The sequence below is a fragment of the Streptomyces sp. BV286 genome (assembly GCF_019090165.1).
GTDB lineage: Bacteria > Actinomycetota > Actinomycetes > Streptomycetales > Streptomycetaceae > Streptomyces.
Genome location: NZ_JAHRIB010000004.1, coordinates 74,184 through 88,510 on the forward strand (window position 1 = coordinate 74,184; position 14,327 = coordinate 88,510).

The 14,327-nt window shown below is 72.2% G+C and carries 12 protein-coding genes; 6 read left to right on the plus strand and 6 right to left on the minus strand.

What is annotated here, in order from left to right:
- Positions 1-66: 66 nt before the first annotated feature.
- Positions 67-561 carry a DUF3145 domain-containing protein gene (locus KUF83_RS00685; protein WP_217452497.1) on the minus strand — a complete coding sequence of 165 codons (495 nt, stop codon included), beginning with the start codon at positions 559-561 and terminating at the stop codon, positions 67-69.
- A gap of 264 nt (positions 562-825) precedes the next feature.
- On the opposite strand from KUF83_RS00685, the gene KUF83_RS00690 reads away from it, so the two are divergent.
- Positions 826-1,740: an SGNH/GDSL hydrolase family protein gene (locus KUF83_RS00690; protein ID WP_217452498.1), complete on the plus strand. Its 915-nt coding sequence runs from the start codon at positions 826-828 to the stop codon at positions 1,738-1,740.
- A 40-nt stretch (positions 1,741-1,780) separates the two neighbouring features.
- Here the strand turns inward: KUF83_RS00690 and KUF83_RS00695 are convergent, their stop codons facing one another.
- Positions 1,781-4,228, minus strand: a complete 2,448-nt coding sequence (locus KUF83_RS00695; RefSeq protein ID WP_217452499.1) for a glycoside hydrolase family 3 protein — start codon at positions 4,226-4,228, stop codon at positions 1,781-1,783.
- 113 nt (positions 4,229-4,341) lie between these two features.
- Here KUF83_RS00695 and KUF83_RS00700 point away from each other — a divergent pair, with 113 nt between their 5' ends.
- Both KUF83_RS00700 and KUF83_RS00705 read left to right on the plus strand, forming a co-directional pair.
- Positions 4,342-4,941, plus strand: coding sequence for a TetR/AcrR family transcriptional regulator (locus KUF83_RS00700; RefSeq protein WP_217452500.1), 600 nt, complete (start codon positions 4,342-4,344; stop codon positions 4,939-4,941).
- Between the two features lie 110 nt (positions 4,942-5,051).
- The gene (locus KUF83_RS00705) at positions 5,052-6,299 is read left to right on the plus strand and encodes a pyroglutamyl peptidase (protein ID WP_217452501.1); all 1,248 of its coding nucleotides are present in this window, start codon (positions 5,052-5,054) and stop codon (positions 6,297-6,299) included.
- 15 nt (positions 6,300-6,314) lie between these two features.
- Here KUF83_RS00705 and KUF83_RS00710 read toward each other — a convergent pair whose 3' ends face one another.
- Positions 6,315-7,112, minus strand: a complete 798-nt coding sequence (locus KUF83_RS00710; RefSeq protein WP_217452502.1) for an EI24 domain-containing protein — start codon at positions 7,110-7,112, stop codon at positions 6,315-6,317.
- Positions 7,113-7,396: 284 nt separating this feature from the next.
- Between KUF83_RS00710 and KUF83_RS00715 the strand changes: the two genes are divergently transcribed.
- Both KUF83_RS00715 and KUF83_RS00720 read left to right on the plus strand, forming a co-directional pair.
- On the plus strand, positions 7,397-9,952 hold the full coding sequence (locus KUF83_RS00715; RefSeq protein WP_217452503.1) for a M14 family zinc carboxypeptidase: 2,556 nt from the start codon (positions 7,397-7,399) through the stop codon (positions 9,950-9,952).
- A gap of 66 nt (positions 9,953-10,018) precedes the next feature.
- Entirely contained in the window at positions 10,019-11,167 is a 1,149-nt protein-coding gene (locus tag KUF83_RS00720) for a serine hydrolase domain-containing protein (protein ID WP_217452504.1), read from the plus strand.
- Positions 11,168-11,286: 119 nt separating this feature from the next.
- On the opposite strand, the gene KUF83_RS00725 is transcribed toward KUF83_RS00720, so the two are convergent.
- Both KUF83_RS00725 and KUF83_RS00730 read right to left on the minus strand, forming a co-directional pair.
- Positions 11,287-11,715: an organic hydroperoxide resistance protein gene (locus tag KUF83_RS00725; RefSeq protein WP_217452505.1), complete on the minus strand. Its 429-nt coding sequence runs from the start codon at positions 11,713-11,715 to the stop codon at positions 11,287-11,289.
- A 220-nt stretch (positions 11,716-11,935) separates the two neighbouring features.
- Positions 11,936-12,958 carry an NADP-dependent oxidoreductase gene (locus KUF83_RS00730; RefSeq protein WP_217452506.1) on the minus strand — a complete coding sequence of 341 codons (1,023 nt, stop codon included), beginning with the start codon at positions 12,956-12,958 and terminating at the stop codon, positions 11,936-11,938.
- Between the two features lie 113 nt (positions 12,959-13,071).
- Between KUF83_RS00730 and KUF83_RS00735 the strand changes: the two genes are divergently transcribed.
- A complete protein-coding gene (locus tag KUF83_RS00735; protein WP_217452507.1) occupies positions 13,072-13,542 on the plus strand; it encodes a MarR family winged helix-turn-helix transcriptional regulator in 471 nt (156 codons plus the stop codon).
- Between the two features lie 337 nt (positions 13,543-13,879).
- Here the strand turns inward: KUF83_RS00735 and KUF83_RS00740 are convergent.
- Positions 13,880-14,327 (minus strand): hypothetical protein (locus KUF83_RS00740; RefSeq protein WP_217452508.1); only part of this gene is annotated, 448 nt, incomplete at its 5' end.

Below are 14,327 nucleotides of genomic sequence, written 5' to 3' on the forward strand. Positions count from 1 at the left end.
CCGTTCCTGTCGTGACGGTGAGTGGCCCGGCTCCTCTTCGAGGGGACCGGGCCATTCGTCGTTCGGTCAGACCACCTGGTGGAGCCAGCGGACCGGGGCGCCCTCGCCGGCGTGGCGGAAGGGTTCCAGTTCGTCGTCCCAGGGCTTGCCGAGGAGCTTGGTGAGCTCGGACTCCAGCTGCGTCTCGCCTCGCTGGGAGCGGGCCAGGGCGGCCCGCAGGCGGTCCTCGGGGATGAGGATGTCGCCGTGGATACCGGTCACCGCATGGTAGATGCCGAGGTCAGGGGTGCAGCTGTAGCGCTCGCCCTCGGCGGTGGCGCACGGCTCGGCGGTGACCTCGAAGCGCAGCATCTGCCAGCCGCGCAGCGCCGAGGCGAGTTTGGAGGCGGTGCCGGCCTCGCCCTGCCAGGAGAACTCGGATCTCCAGGTGCCGGGCGCGGCGGGCTGCCGGATCCAGTCGAGACCGACTCGCGTGCCGAGCACGCCCGCGACCGCCCACTCGACGTGCGGGCACAGCGCGCGCGGCGCGGAGTGCACGTAGAGAACTCCACGTGTAGTCACTGGGGCCTCCGGACAGAGCGGGCATCTTGTAGCTTGGCGGAACGTTCAGTGGCAGGGCGGCCACGTGGCGAGGCTACCGTGCGACGGCGCAAGGAGTGTGACGTACCGTCGGTCCCAGCGCCCGGAAACTCCGAGGTTTCACCCGGCGGGACGTGTGGCGGGCCTCCGGCCGGGTGTACGGGGGTGTCGCCGGGTACACACAGTCACCCGGCAGGACGCTTCGGGGGCGGGCCGGCGTTGAGTGACGAGCGAGGGGAACTGGGGATGCGAAACCGTGGTCACCGTTCGCGGGGCCTCCTCGCGGCCTTCGCGGCGGCCGTCGTCGGCGTCGCGGGACTGACCGGATGCGACGCGGTCGGCGGAAACGCCCCGGGGCCCTCGGGCACCGCCGCACAGGCCGGGAAGCCGTCGCCGAAACCGACTCCCTCCTGGGACCGCAGTCCGCGCTCGCTCGCGGCGGTCGGCGACTCGATCACCCGCGGGTTCGACGCCTGCTCGGTGCTGTCGGACTGCCCCGACTCGTCGTGGGCGACCGGCACCGACCCGAAGGTGAACAGCCTCGCGGTACGCCTCCTCGGGAGGACCGGGGCCGCGCAGCGCAGCTGGAACTACGCGCAGACCGGCTCCCGCATGTCCGACCTGCCCGGCCAGATGGCGCAGGCCGCGACGCGGAGGCCGGAGCTGGTCACGGTGATGGCCGGCGCGAACGACGCCTGCCGCGCGTCGGTGTCCGCGATGACCTCGGTGGCGGAGTTCCGCGCCCAGTTCGAGGACGCGATGACCACGTTGCGGGAGTCCCTGCCGAAGACACAGGTGTACGTGTCCAGCGTGCCCGATCTGAAGCGGCTGTGGTCGCAGGGCCGGACCAACCAGCTGAGCAAGCAGATCTGGAAGCTCGGCATCTGCCCGTCGATGCTCGGTGACCCCGACGCGCTGGACTCGGCCGCGACGCTGCGCCGGGACACCGTCCAGGACCGGGTGGAGGAGTACAACGCGGTGCTGCGGGAGGTGTGCGCGAAGGACAGGCGGTGCCGCTTCGACGGCGGCGCGGTGTTCGAGTACCGCTTCGGGATTAAGCAGCTCAGTCACTGGGACTGGTTCCACCCGAGCAGGAACGGGCAGGCGCGGCTGGCCGAGATGGCGTACGCGGGTGTCACCTCGCGTACGCCTCCGAAGTGAGGGCGGGGCGCCGTTCCGAGAGCCTGCCGCCGCCTGGTGTTCAGATCTCGACTGTGGTCCTCAGCCTGCGGTCCGCGATCGAGCGGGATGCCTCGATGGCGTACGAACCCTTCATGCGTGTCCAGGAGCCGGTCTTCTCGTCCCAGATTTCGAAGGCCCGGTCCGGGAGTTCGACGGTGACCTCCGTGCTCTCGCCCGGGGCCGCCTCCACGGACGCGAAGCCCGCCAGTGTGCGAGCCGGGCGGGCGGCCTCGGGCTCCGCGGGTGCCAGGTAGATCTGGACGGTCTCGCGGCCCCCGCGCGTACCGGAGTTGGTGAGGCGGACCGTGACGGTCGTGCCCGTCACGTCGATGTCGTCGTACGTCCAGTCGGTGTAGCCGAGGCCGTGGCCGAAGGGGTACGCCGGAGTGCGGCCCTCCTTCTCCCAGGCCCGGTAGCCGATGAACACGTCCTCGGTGTAGTGGAGTTCACCGTCGGTGGGGGTGACCCGGGTGACCGGGGCGGCGTCCAGGGTGCCCCAGGTGGTGGGGAGCCGGCCGCCGGGCTCGTGGGCGCCGGTGAGGACGTCGGCGAGGGCGGCGCCGCCCTCCTGGCCCGGGAACCAGCCGAGGAGCACCGCGGAGACCTCGTCGCGCCACGGGAGTTCCACCGGGGAGCCGGAGTTGACGACCACGACGGTGCGGGGGTTGGCGGCGGCGACCGCGCGGACCAACTCGTCCTGGCGGCCCGGGAGTCGCAGGTCCCCGCGGTCGAAGCCCTCGGACTCGACGCGCTCGGTCGTGGCGACCACGACGATCGCGGTGTCGGCGGCGCGGGCCGCTTCGACGGCCTCGGCGATCAGTTCGCCGGCCTCGCGCCGCGGCTCCTGGTGGGCGAGCGTGAAGCTGATGACCCTCATGGGCAGGTTGTCGGGGAGGGCGACGACGTGGCGCAGTGAGATCTCGTGGGGCCGGCCGGCGGTCAGGTCCACCGTGGCGTGCTCCACGGGGGCGCCGAAGAAGGTCACGAACGGGTCGTCCTCGTCGGTGCTCTGTAGACCGTCGAAGTACTCCGTGCCGTCGACGGTGAGGGTGAAGGCTCCCAGTCCCTTGATTCCGAAGGTGTGGGGGCCGCTCTCGCGCGGGGTGAAGGTGCCGGTCAGTTCGACGCTGTGGAGGCTGTCGTGGGTGACGCCGTCGGGCAGGTCGTCGCCCATCCACTGGAGGTGGCCGTTCGGCGCCGAGCCCGTGCCGACGACGGTGCCCTGCGCGTCGCGGCAGACCGCGCGCAGCTCGAACCCCTTGTCGGCGACGCCCAGTTCCTCGTTCAGGTCGGCGCCGAGGGCGTAGGTCAGTGTGCCGTCGGGCAGGGCGGCGGTGAGGCCGTCGAGCGGGGAGACGATCCGGGCGGGGAAGACGGTGGCGGAGCCGCCGCCGAGGACGCGGGCGTCACGGGCGGCCGAGCCGATGAGTGCGACCGAGTGCCCCTCGGGGAGGGGGAGTGCGCCTTCGTTGCGCACGAGCACGAAGGCCCGGCGGGCGATCTCGCGGGCCAGTGCCTCTCCGTCGACGTGCGCCGGCGGTTCGGTCACCACCGGTTCGGCGCCCTCCAGGATGCCGACGCGGGCGGCGAGGCGCAGGACGTTGCGCACCGCCCCGTCGACCTTGGCCTCCGTGGTCTCACCGGCCCGGACGGCGGCGGCGAGCGCGGGCCCGTACACGGTGGTGGGGCCGGGCATCGCGACGTCCAGGCCGCCCTCGATGCCGCCGACGGTGGAGCGGGCGGCCATCCAGTCGGAGACGTTGAAGCCGTCGAAGCCCCACTCGCCGCGCAGGATCCCCTCGACCAGGTAGCGGTGTTCGCTCATCGTCGTGCCGTTGACCGAGTTGTAGGCGGTCATGATCCCCCACGGGTGGGCGTTCTCGACGATCGCCTCGAAGGGGGCCAGGTAGAGCTCGCGCAGGGCGCGCCCGGAGACCACGTTGTTCACGGTGAAGCGGTCGGTCTCGGCGTCGTTGGCGACGAAGTGCTTGACGGTGGTGCCGACGCCGCCCTCCTGCACGCCGGTCACGTAACCGGTGCCGATCCGCCCGGTGAGGTACGGGTCCTCGCTGTACGCCTCGAAGTGGCGGCCGCCGAGCGGTGAGCGGTGCAGGTTGACGGTGGGGGCGAGCAGGACGTGGACGCCCTTGCGGCGGGCCTCCTGGGCGAGGAGCCGGCCGGCGCGGCGGGCCAGGGCGGGGTCCCAGGTGGCGGCGAGCGCGGTCGGGGACGGCAGGGCGATGGACGGGTCGTCGGAGGTCCAGCGCACGCCGCGGACGCCGATCGGGCCGTCGGACATGACCAGGGACTGCAGTCCGATCTCGGGCAGCGCGGGCAGGGACCACATGTCCTGCCCGGCGAGCAGCCGCGCCTTCGCGTCCAGGTCGAGGGCCGCGAGGGCCGCCTCGACGGCCGCCTCGCGTGCCTGGTCGGCCGGGGTGGACCGGGTTTCCTGGGTTCCCGCCATCGCGGCGCCTCCTCGTTGAAGTCCGTTCCGTCGCTCCATCCTGCACGCGTTACCTGTTGATCGGTAGGTTTCGTTACCTGTACGTTATGCAAGCCGGGTGCGGGGTCGGGTCCGTGTCGTACGGTGACGTCATGACGAGCGGGGCGCCCAGGTCGGCCAGGGGCACGGAGCGGCGTGCGGAGATCCTCCGGGCGGCGCTGGAGGTGATCGCCGAGCGCGGCTACCGGGGCGCGAGTATCGCGGCGGTCGCCGAGCGGGTCGCCCTCACCCCGCAGGGGCTGCTGCACCACTTCCCGACCAAGGAGGCGCTGCTCGTGGCCGTACTGGCGGAGCGCGACCAGTGGGACGCGGTCCCCGGCTCCGGGTGGCGCCTCGATCTGCTCGGCCAGCTGGTGGAGTACAACGCCATGCGGCCCGGCATCGTGCAGACCTTCTCGGCCCTGCTCGGCGAGAGCGTCACCGAGGGGCACCCCGCGCGCGAGTTCTTCACCGAACGGTACGAGGCCGTGCGCGCGAACATGGCCCGGACACTGCGGGCCGAGTACGGGGAACGGCTGCCGAGCGGACTCACTCCGGAGCGTGCCGCTCCCCTGCTGGTCGCCGTGATGGACGGACTGCAGTACCAGTGGCTGCTGGCACCGGAGTCGGTGGACATGCCCGCCGCGTTCCGGGACTTCCTCACGCTGCTCGGCGAGGACGGGGACCGGCCGTAGCGGCCGGCGCGGGCCCCAGGGGCCACGCGCCATGGCGTGCGCCCCTTCCGTCACGCATACTGCCGCCATCCGACGACGGCCCCCCTCGCGACGGAAGGACCTGAACCCCCTTGACGCACATACGTGTTCGGATCGGCGCCCTCGGCCTGGCTCTGCTGACGGGATTCGCCGCACCGCCCGCACTCGCCGCCGAGGATCCCGCGGCCTCGCCCACCGTGGAGGAACAGCGCCTCGACCGGGCGGCGCCCCAGGAGATCCTGGCCCGGTCCGGATTCGACACGGTGGCACCGGAGTTCGCCCGGAGCCTCGGCAGGGCCCGCTCGTACGCGCAGGCCGAGCGGGTGGCCGTACGGCAGGGCGCGCGGCTGTGGCAGCGGGCGGTGGACCGGGCCCAGGGCCGCGGCCCGGCGGGCGGCGACCTCAGCAGGGACGACGACCGGCCGCTGTACTGGGCACGGCTCGGCATGACCCGTGAAGTCCGCCAGTGGCAGCCGGAGTTCGGGCTCACCGAGGCGCAGCGCGCCAAGCTCCTCGCCACGCTGGAGCGGACCTCGCGCGGCCAGGACACCATCCGGTATCCGCACTCCAAGGGCGTCAAGCGGATCCTGGTGACCGGCTTCGACCCGTTCACGCTGGACCGGGACGTGCGGATCTCGAACCCGTCGGGGGCGACCGCGCTCGCCCTGGACGGCACGGTGATCAGGACGGCGGACGGTCCGGCGCGTGTCGAGACCGCCGTCTTCCCCGTCCGCTGGCAGGACTTCGCCGAGGGCACGGTGGAGCGGACACTGCGCCCGCACCTGCGCGGCCTCGACCTGTTCACGACGGTCAGCCAGGGCCGGGTGGGGCGCATCGACATCGAGCGCACCAACGGGGCCTGGCGGGGCGGCTTCCCGGACAACGAGAACGTCTCGTTCACCGGGACGGTCCCGGTGAACGACCCGGCCTCGCAGCCGCAGTGGACGTCGACGACCCTGCCGTACAAGGACATCGTCGCGGCGAGCACGGGGCGCTTCCCCGTGTACGACAACACGTCGGTGACCGAGATCCCGGCGGGCGGGACCGCACCCGTCGTACGCCCCGAGGGGCCGACCGCGGGCTCGACGGCCCGGGCGGGCGGCGGGGGTGACTACCTCTCCAACGAGATCGCGTACCGCGCGACCCTCCTGAGGGACCGCCTCGGTCTGGGCGGCTCGCTCCCCGGCGGCCATGTGCACACGCCGGTACTGCAGTTCGGGGCGGGCAACACGGATCCGGTGAGCGGGAAGGTCACCGATCCGCAGTTCGTCCAGAACCGGCTGGACATCGTCGCTCAGGTGCGGTCGATCCTGGCGGTGGCGGCGGACGCCACCGACTGAACCCGGCGGCGGGTGTCAGTGGCCGACCGCGGCCGCCTGGTCCTCGTCGTCCGGGCTCTCCTCTCGTGTCTCCTCGCCCAGCAGGTCGCGGGCCATGAGTGTGGCGCCCGCGACCGCGCCGGGCATCAGGAAGACGGCGACGAAGGGAACGAGGAAGGCGAGGCCCAGCGGGGTGCCGAAGCCCCAGATCAGCCTCTTGCGGGAGCGGAGCATGGCGAGACGGTCGCGCAGGACGACACCGCGGCGTTGCATCGCGACCGCCGTCAGCTCCTCGGTGAGGAAGAAACCGGTGACGAGGAAACCGATCACCGGGACGACGGTCTGTCCGACGAACGGGACGAACCCGAGCGCGAAGAGCAGCACCGCCCACACCAGGGCCCTGGCCACGATCCGGAGGCTGTCCCGGGCGGAGATGAGCAGTTCGCGCCACAGGGGCAGGCCCGACTCGGGGGCCGTGCCGTCCGGGGAGACGTCCCGGTCCACCTTCTCGGAGAGGCTCTCGTAGAAGGGCTGGCCGAGGAGCAGGGTGACCGCGGTGAAGGTGAGTACGGACAGGAGGAGCGCGAGCGCGAAGAGGACCGCCGTCAGGAACCCACGGAAGAGGCCCAGCCAGGGGCTCGTCCAGTCGTCGGCGAAGGGGGTGGCCCAGGCGACGAAGTCGGTGCCCCACAGGGCCAGGGCGGTCAGTGCCGCGGCGTACAGCACGAGGGTGATCAGGCCCGGGATCAGACCGAAGCCGAACTGTTTTCCGTGGCGGGCCACCCATCGCTGGCCCCGCAGCAAGTACCTGAACCCCGTGCCTAGATCATGCATGGCTGCACTTTACCGGGGCTGTGGTCCGGGCCTTCCACGGCCGTCCGCCGGGTGGGAGCGGTGCGGAGCCCGTGTGCCGGACTGCGGGTCGGTTCCGGCCGAGGGCGCCGTTCCCCGCGCCCCTGACGCGGTGCCCCGATGGCACGGTTCCACCGCTCCGGGCCCGGAGGCCGGTGGCATGCGTGACGGCAACGCCCCCTTGTTGCGGGAGAGTCGAACAGGTAGACCTCGCGTACCGATGTCAACGATGTGACCTGTGTCAGGCACTCTCCGCGGAGGAACGCGTGCGCCTACCGAGACCCGTCCTGATCGCCACGGCCACCGCCACCGCGGCGGCCTCGCTCCTGCTCACCCCGAACGGCGCCGTCGCCGACCCGACGCCCCGCCCCGGAGCCCCGGTCCGTGAGGGATCCGGCCCGCCGGGTTCGTCCGAGCGTGCCGCGACGGCCGCCGAGAGCACGACCGAGCGTGCCCTGACGGCCCCGGTCACCGAACTCGCCCCGGACCGGGAGGGCTCGCGCGGCTATCCGCGCGAGCAGGTCCTCGCCCCGGACCCGGAGAACCCGGCCGACAAGTCCCTCAAGCTGGGCCTCACCCCGTACCACGCCATCGCGCCGAAGCTGAACGCCCTTCAGCGGCTGGGCGACCGGGTGAGCGTGGAGGTCGCGGGCCGCTCGGCCGGCGGTCACCGTCTCTATCTGGTCACCGTCACCGCGTCCGAGTCCGCCCGGCAGGCCCGGGCCCAGGAACGGATGCGCGAGCTGATCGAGAACGCGCCCGCGGCCGCCGCCAAGGCCCCCTCGGTCAAGCGCGGTTACAAGACGCCGGTGTTCTTCAACAGCAACATCCACGGCAACGAGTGGGAGGGCACGGACGCCGCCCTCGCGCTGATCGAGCGGCTGGCCACGGCGCGGGACCGGCCGACCACCGACCTCCTCGCCCACAGCCGCGTGTACTTCAACATCACCGCCAACCCGGACGGCCGTGTCGCCGGCACCCGCGCCAACTCCAACGGCTTCGACCTGAACCGGGACTTCGTGACCGCCTCGCAGCCCGAGGTCCGGGCGATGCGCCGGATCGCGATCGACAAGCAGCCCGCGCTGATGGTCGACCTGCACGGGTACGTCAACGGCACGCTCATCGAGCCCACCACTCCCCCGCACGGCGAGAACTACGAGTACGACCTCTTCCTGAAGAACACCTACGCCAACGCGCTCGGCATGGAGGCCGCCGTCAACGGCCTCGGCTACACCCCCGCGAAGGACGGCGTGGAGCCCGCCCAGATCCCGTTCCGGGACCAGGAGGAGGGCTGGGACGACTGGCCGCCGATCTTCACTCCGCAGTACATGCCGTTCCACGGCACGGTCGCCGCGCACACCGTCGAGTTCCCGATGGCGGTGAACAACGACGAGTACGACGACCTGCCCGTCGCCGAACTGCGCCGCCGGTCGGCCGTCAACGTGGCCATCGCGGGCGCGGCGATGCGCGCGAGCCTCGACTACGCCCGCACACACCGCACTTCACTCGTCGCCGACCAGATCGAGGTCTTCCGCCGGAGCGTGACGGGTGCCGCGCAGGTGCCGGTCTCGCCGGAGACCGTGCCGGGCGTCCCGGGCATCGGCCCGGAGGACGTCTACACGACGGACTTCCCCCGCGCGTACGTGATTCCGGCCGGCGCCGGCGCCCAGCGCTCGGCCCCCGCCGCGGCCCGCCTCGTCGACCACCTCCTCGCCAACGACGTACGGGTGCGGCGTGCCACGAAGGACTTCAGGCTCGGCGGGAAGACGTACGCGCGGGGCTCGTACGTCGTCGATCTGCGGCAGCCCAAGCGCGGCATGGCCAACGTGATGCTGGCGGACGGCCGGGACATCAGCGACAAGGTGTCGGTGATGTACGACATCTCCGGCTGGAGTCTCGGGCGGTTGTGGGGGGCGACCGTCGACACCGTACGCACCGCGAAACTCACCGTGCCGGACCGCGCGGTCCACGCGGCCGCGAAGATCGGCTACGTGGCGCCCCGCGGCACGCTGCGCCTGCGCCTGGACGACGCCCGTGAGATCGCGGCCCTCAACTCCCTTCTGGCGGACGGTGTCGCGGTGCGCCTGGCGGCCGACGGCAGCGCGGTCGTGCCCGCCTCGGCCCGCGCCAGGGCCGCGGCCCTGGCGAAGCGGTACGACGTCGCCTTCGACGCGACGAAGACCACCGGCGGCGCTCCTCTGCGGCGAATCCGGGTCGCCGCGGCGGTCACGCCGGGTGAGCTGTTCGCGCTGCGCGAGATGAACTTCGACGTGACCCCGGTGTCCACGGCGGTCCTCAACGCCGGATTCGACTGGTCGAAGGCGGACGTCCTGTTCGCGTCCGCCGGGCTGAACCGGGCGGGCCTCGGCGCGGCCGCCCGCGCCGCCCTGGACGGCTTCCTGGCCCGTGAGGGCCTCGTGGGCCGCGGAGCCACCGGAGCGGCCCTCAACGCCGCCGCGGGGCTCCTCTCGGTCAGGCCGGTACAGGGCAACCCGGACGCCAACGGCGTGGTGCGCGTGGTCAATTCGCCAGGCGGTGTGGCCGCCGGCGCCCCGGACCACGGTTTCGTCTACGCGCCGCTGTGGTTCACGGACCTCGGCGCCGGGGTGCGCGTGGAGCAGTCCTACGCGAAGGGGAACCCCCTCGTCTCGGGTCACTGGCGCGCCCTGGAGGACGGCAGCGGCGGCCCCGCGCAGGCGGCGGGCCGGGCTTCGGTGGTGAGCGGGCCGCGTGCCGTCCTGTTCGGCACGGAGCCTCTCTTCCGTGACCATCCGAAGGGGGAATTTCCACAGGTGGCACGGGCCTTGCTGACAGTGTCCTGAGGAAGCCCCGGGGGAACGTCCTCACCGCAGGCACCGGTAGAACAGCGAAACACGAGGAGAGCACGGATGGCACAGGAGATCCACGGCACCGTCGCCGAAGGCTACGAGGCGGTGCGTGAGGAGTTCGCGTCCGTCGTCGCCGCCGAACGCCCCGACTACGCGGGCCAGTTGAGCGCGTACGTGCGGGGGCGGCGGGTCGTCGATCTCTGGACCGGCGCGGACACCGACGGCGACACGCTGTTCGGGGTCTTCTCCTCCTCGAAGGGCGCGGCCCACCTGGTCGTCGCCCTGCTCGTGCAGGACGGCACGCTGGAGCTCGACCGTGAAGTGGCGCACTACTGGCCGGAGTTCGCGGCGGAGGGCAAGTCCGGGGTGACCCTGCGGGACGTGCTCGCCCACCGGGCGGGCGTGATCGGGACGGACGCGGGCTTCACCCTCGACGAGCTGGCCGACGACCGGCTGATAGCCGAACGGCTCGCCGGACAGCGGCCGTTCTGGCGGCCGGGCGCGGCCTTCGGCTACCACGCGCTGGTGATGGGCGCGCTCACGGGCGAGGTCGTACGACGGGCCACGGGCCGTACGCTCCAGGAGGTGTACGAGGAGCGGGTCCGCGCCCCGTACGGGCTCGGCCTCTATCTGGGCCTGCCGGAGTCGGAGGAGCCCCGCTACCGCTCCGTACAGCCCATGGCGCCGACGCCTCCGGAGCAGGCGCTGCTGGACTCGACGCCGAAGGGCCCGCACACGCTGGCCTCGATCGCGTTCAACGAGCACGTGCCGGGGGCGGTGCCGCTGGTGGACTTCCCCAACTCCCGTGCCGTACGCGCCCTGGGCCAGGCGTCGGCGGGCGGGGTCGCCTCCGCGCGCGGGCTCGCCGGGATGTACGCGGCGGCGACCGGGCAGGTCGACGGCCGGGCGCCGCTGCTCAAGCCGGACACGATCGCGGAGGTCGGGCAGATCCACTCCGTCGGCTACGACCTGGTCGCCCGTGCCCACAAGTCGTACGGGCTCGGCTTCCAGGCCACGGCCGACATGTGGCATCCGTTCCTGGGGGCCGGCGCCTTCGGACACAGCGGGGCGGGCGGCTCCCAGGGTTTCGCCGACCCGCGCAGCGGTCTGGCCTACGGGTACACGCGGCGACGGATCGCGTTCCCGGGCGGGGCGGCGCCGGAGAACCAGCGCCTGGTCCGGGTGGTCCACGAGGCGGCACTGGCGTGAACGCCGCCTCGTGAACCGGGGGCCGGGGGCGCGCCGTTCTCGCGTCCCCGACCCCGGTGGGGCGGTGAGCCCCCAAGGCGCTGGAGCGGTGGTGGGGCGGCCGGGCGGTAAGGCCGTGATCAGGTCAGGGTGACCGTGATGTTGTTCCTGGTGGCCTTCGAGTACGGGCACACCTCGTGGGCCTTCTCTAGCAGCGAGCGGGCCGTGGTGGCGTCGACGTTCGGGATGTCGGCGGTGATCTCGACGATGAGGCCGAAGCCGTCGTCGTTCCTGCCGATGCCGACCTTCGCCGTGACGGTCGAGCCGGAGAGGTCGGCCTTCTCCTGGCGGGCGACGACGCCGAGAGCGCCCTGGAAGCAGGCGCTGTAGCCCGCCGCGAACAGCTGCTCCGGATTGGTCCCGGAGCCGCTGCCGCCCATCTCCTTGGGCGGGTTGACGACGACGTCGAGCGTGCCGTCGTCGGTGGCGACCCGGCCGTCGCGGCCGTTCTCGGCGGTGGCCACAGCGGTGTAGAGGACATCGGAGTGTCGGATTGCGGAGCTGGTCATACGGTGCGTTCCTCCTAGGTCCGCCGCGACTCGCGCCCACGATTCACGACAGCTTCGGAAAGAAGTTACCGCATGCTGGAAGTCCAGCAGAAGCCTGCCGTCGTCACCATCGGCGGCGCGACCGACCTGTCCGCCGCCCCGCCTGTCCGTCGACCCGTCCGCCCCGCCTGCCTGCCTGCCAGTCCGCCTGTCCGCCTGCCTGCTTGTCTGCTTGTCTGCCTCAGAGCGTGACGATCATCTTTCCCGTGTTGTCGCCGCGCAGGACCCCGAGGAACGCCTCCAGGTTGTTCTCGATGCCCTCGACGACCGTCTCGCGGTACTTGAGCTCGCCGGAGGCGACCCACGGCCCGACCTCCTGCACGAACTGCGGCTGCAGGTCGTAGTGGTCGCCGACGAGGAGGCCCTCGATACGGCCGCGGGTCGCGATGAGACGGGCGAGGTTCTTCGGGCCGGGCGCGGGCTCCGTGCTGTTGTAGACGGAGATCATTCCGCAGATCGCGATACGGCCGTGGAGGTTCAGGGAGCCGATGGCGGCCTCCAGGTGGTCGCCGCCGACGTTGTCGAAGTAGACGTCGATGCCGTCCGGGGCGGCCTTCCGCAGCTGCTCGCCCACCGGGCCGCTCTTGTAGTTGAACGCGGCGTCGAAGCCGTACTCGTCCACCAGGAGCTTGACCTTCTCGTCGGAGCCCGCGGAGCCGATGACCCGCGAGGCGCCCTTGAGCCTGGCGATCTGGCCGACCTGGCTGCCGACGGCACCGGCGGCGCCGGACACGAAGACCGTGTCCCCCTCCTTGAAGGAGGCGGTGCGCAGCAGGCCCGCGTACGCGGTGAGACCGGTCATGCCGAGGACGCCGAGGTACGTGGACAGGGGCGCGGCCTCGGGGTCCACCTTGACTGCCTGCTTGGCGTCGACCACGGCGTACTCGCGCCAGCCGAAGAAGTGCAGGACGTGGTCGCCGACGGAGATGCCCTCGACGTTCGACGCGATCACCTCGCCGACCGCACCGCCCTGCATGACCTTGCCGAGCTCGAAGGGCGCGACGTACGACTTGGCGGCGCTCATGCGGCCGCGCATGTACGGGTCCACGGAGAGGTGCTTGTTGCGCACCAGCACCTGGTCCGGGCCGGGCTGCTTCAGCTCGGCCTCGACCAGGGCGAAGTCCTCGGGCTTCGGCCAGCCGACCGGGCGGCTGACGAGGTGCCATTCGCGGTTCGTGGAGGGAAGCTCGGTCGTGTCGGTCATGAGGTGCGCCTTTCCTGTTGCAACGGCTTCTACACGTCAAAATGCTTCAGTACCTGAAACAACCATGCTCCTGAATATTTCATGATGTCAAGTAACGGGGTAGCCTGGCGGTCATGGCCACACAGAAGACTCCCCGTTTCGACCCACTGACACTCGAGGTCGTGGACCTCATCGGCACGGTCGTGGCCCGCTACCACGAGGAGTACGAGGCCGCGGCGGCGGAGCACGCACTGACGGGGGCGCAGGCCCGGCTGCTGAGCCTGCTCTCACTGGAGCCGTTGCCCATGCGGCGGCTGGCCCAGAAGCTCAAGTGCGAGCCGTCGAACGTCACCGGGATCGTGGACCGGCTGGAGGCGCGGGGGCTTGCGGAGCGGCGGCCCGACCCGGCGGACCGGCGCGTGAAGCTGGCCGCGGTGACGGAGGAGGGGCTGCGGGTCGCCCGGAGTCTGCGGGACTCGCTCCACTTCGCGCGGGAGCCGCTGGCGGGGTTGTCGCGGGAGGAACGGGTGTCTTTGCGGGGGTTGTTGCTGCGGATGCTTGATGGCTCCGCCGGGGTGGGGGGATCGGGCTTGGGCGGTCTGTGAGGTGCGGGTCGGTTGGGGCTGGTCGCGCAGTTCCCCGCGCCCCTAGGGGGTGGGGGCTGTGGCTGGCTGCCGGCCGCGGGTGGGTGAGGGCTGAGCGCGCCGTTCCCCGCGCCCCTAGGGGGGTGGGGGCTGTGGCTGGCTGCCGGCCGCGGGTGGGTGGGGGCTGGGCGCGCCGTTCCTCGCGCCCCTAGAGGGGCGTGCGGGCTGGGCGCGCCGTTCCCCGCAGCCCTAGAGGGGCGTGGGGGCTGGCGCGGCGTTCCCTGCGGTTCTTCGGCGCTGCGTGTGCGCCCTCAGGGGCGCGGGGAACTGCGTGGTCGGCCGCTGGTCGGGGCGCGGGCTACGAGCACCACCACAGGAAACGTGTGCACGGTTCCTGCTCGGTCGGGTCCGGGGTCGGGGGCTTCGTCGTGGGGGCGGGGTCCGGCGTGGCCGGGTCCGCGGTCGTGGAGTCGCCCGGAGCGGTCTGTTCCGAGGCCGGGGCCGACGACCGGGGGTCGATCGAACGCGACGGGGCGGCCGATTCCGTACCGTCCCCGCCCTCGCTGTCGCCCTTGTCCTTTTCCTTCTTGGACTTCTTCGACTCCGACGCCGAGGGAGAGGCCGACACCTCCGGGGACCCCGAGCCCGCCCCGCCGGAGGAACCCGTCCCGCCGGACGACACCGAGCCGTCGGCGGAGGCCGAGGAACCGGACGAGGCGTCGTCCGCCGCGGCCGCCTTCGGCTCGGACGACGGCGCCTCTATGCCCAGCTCCGCCAGGCTGAGCCCGCCCGCGGCGAGCAGCAGC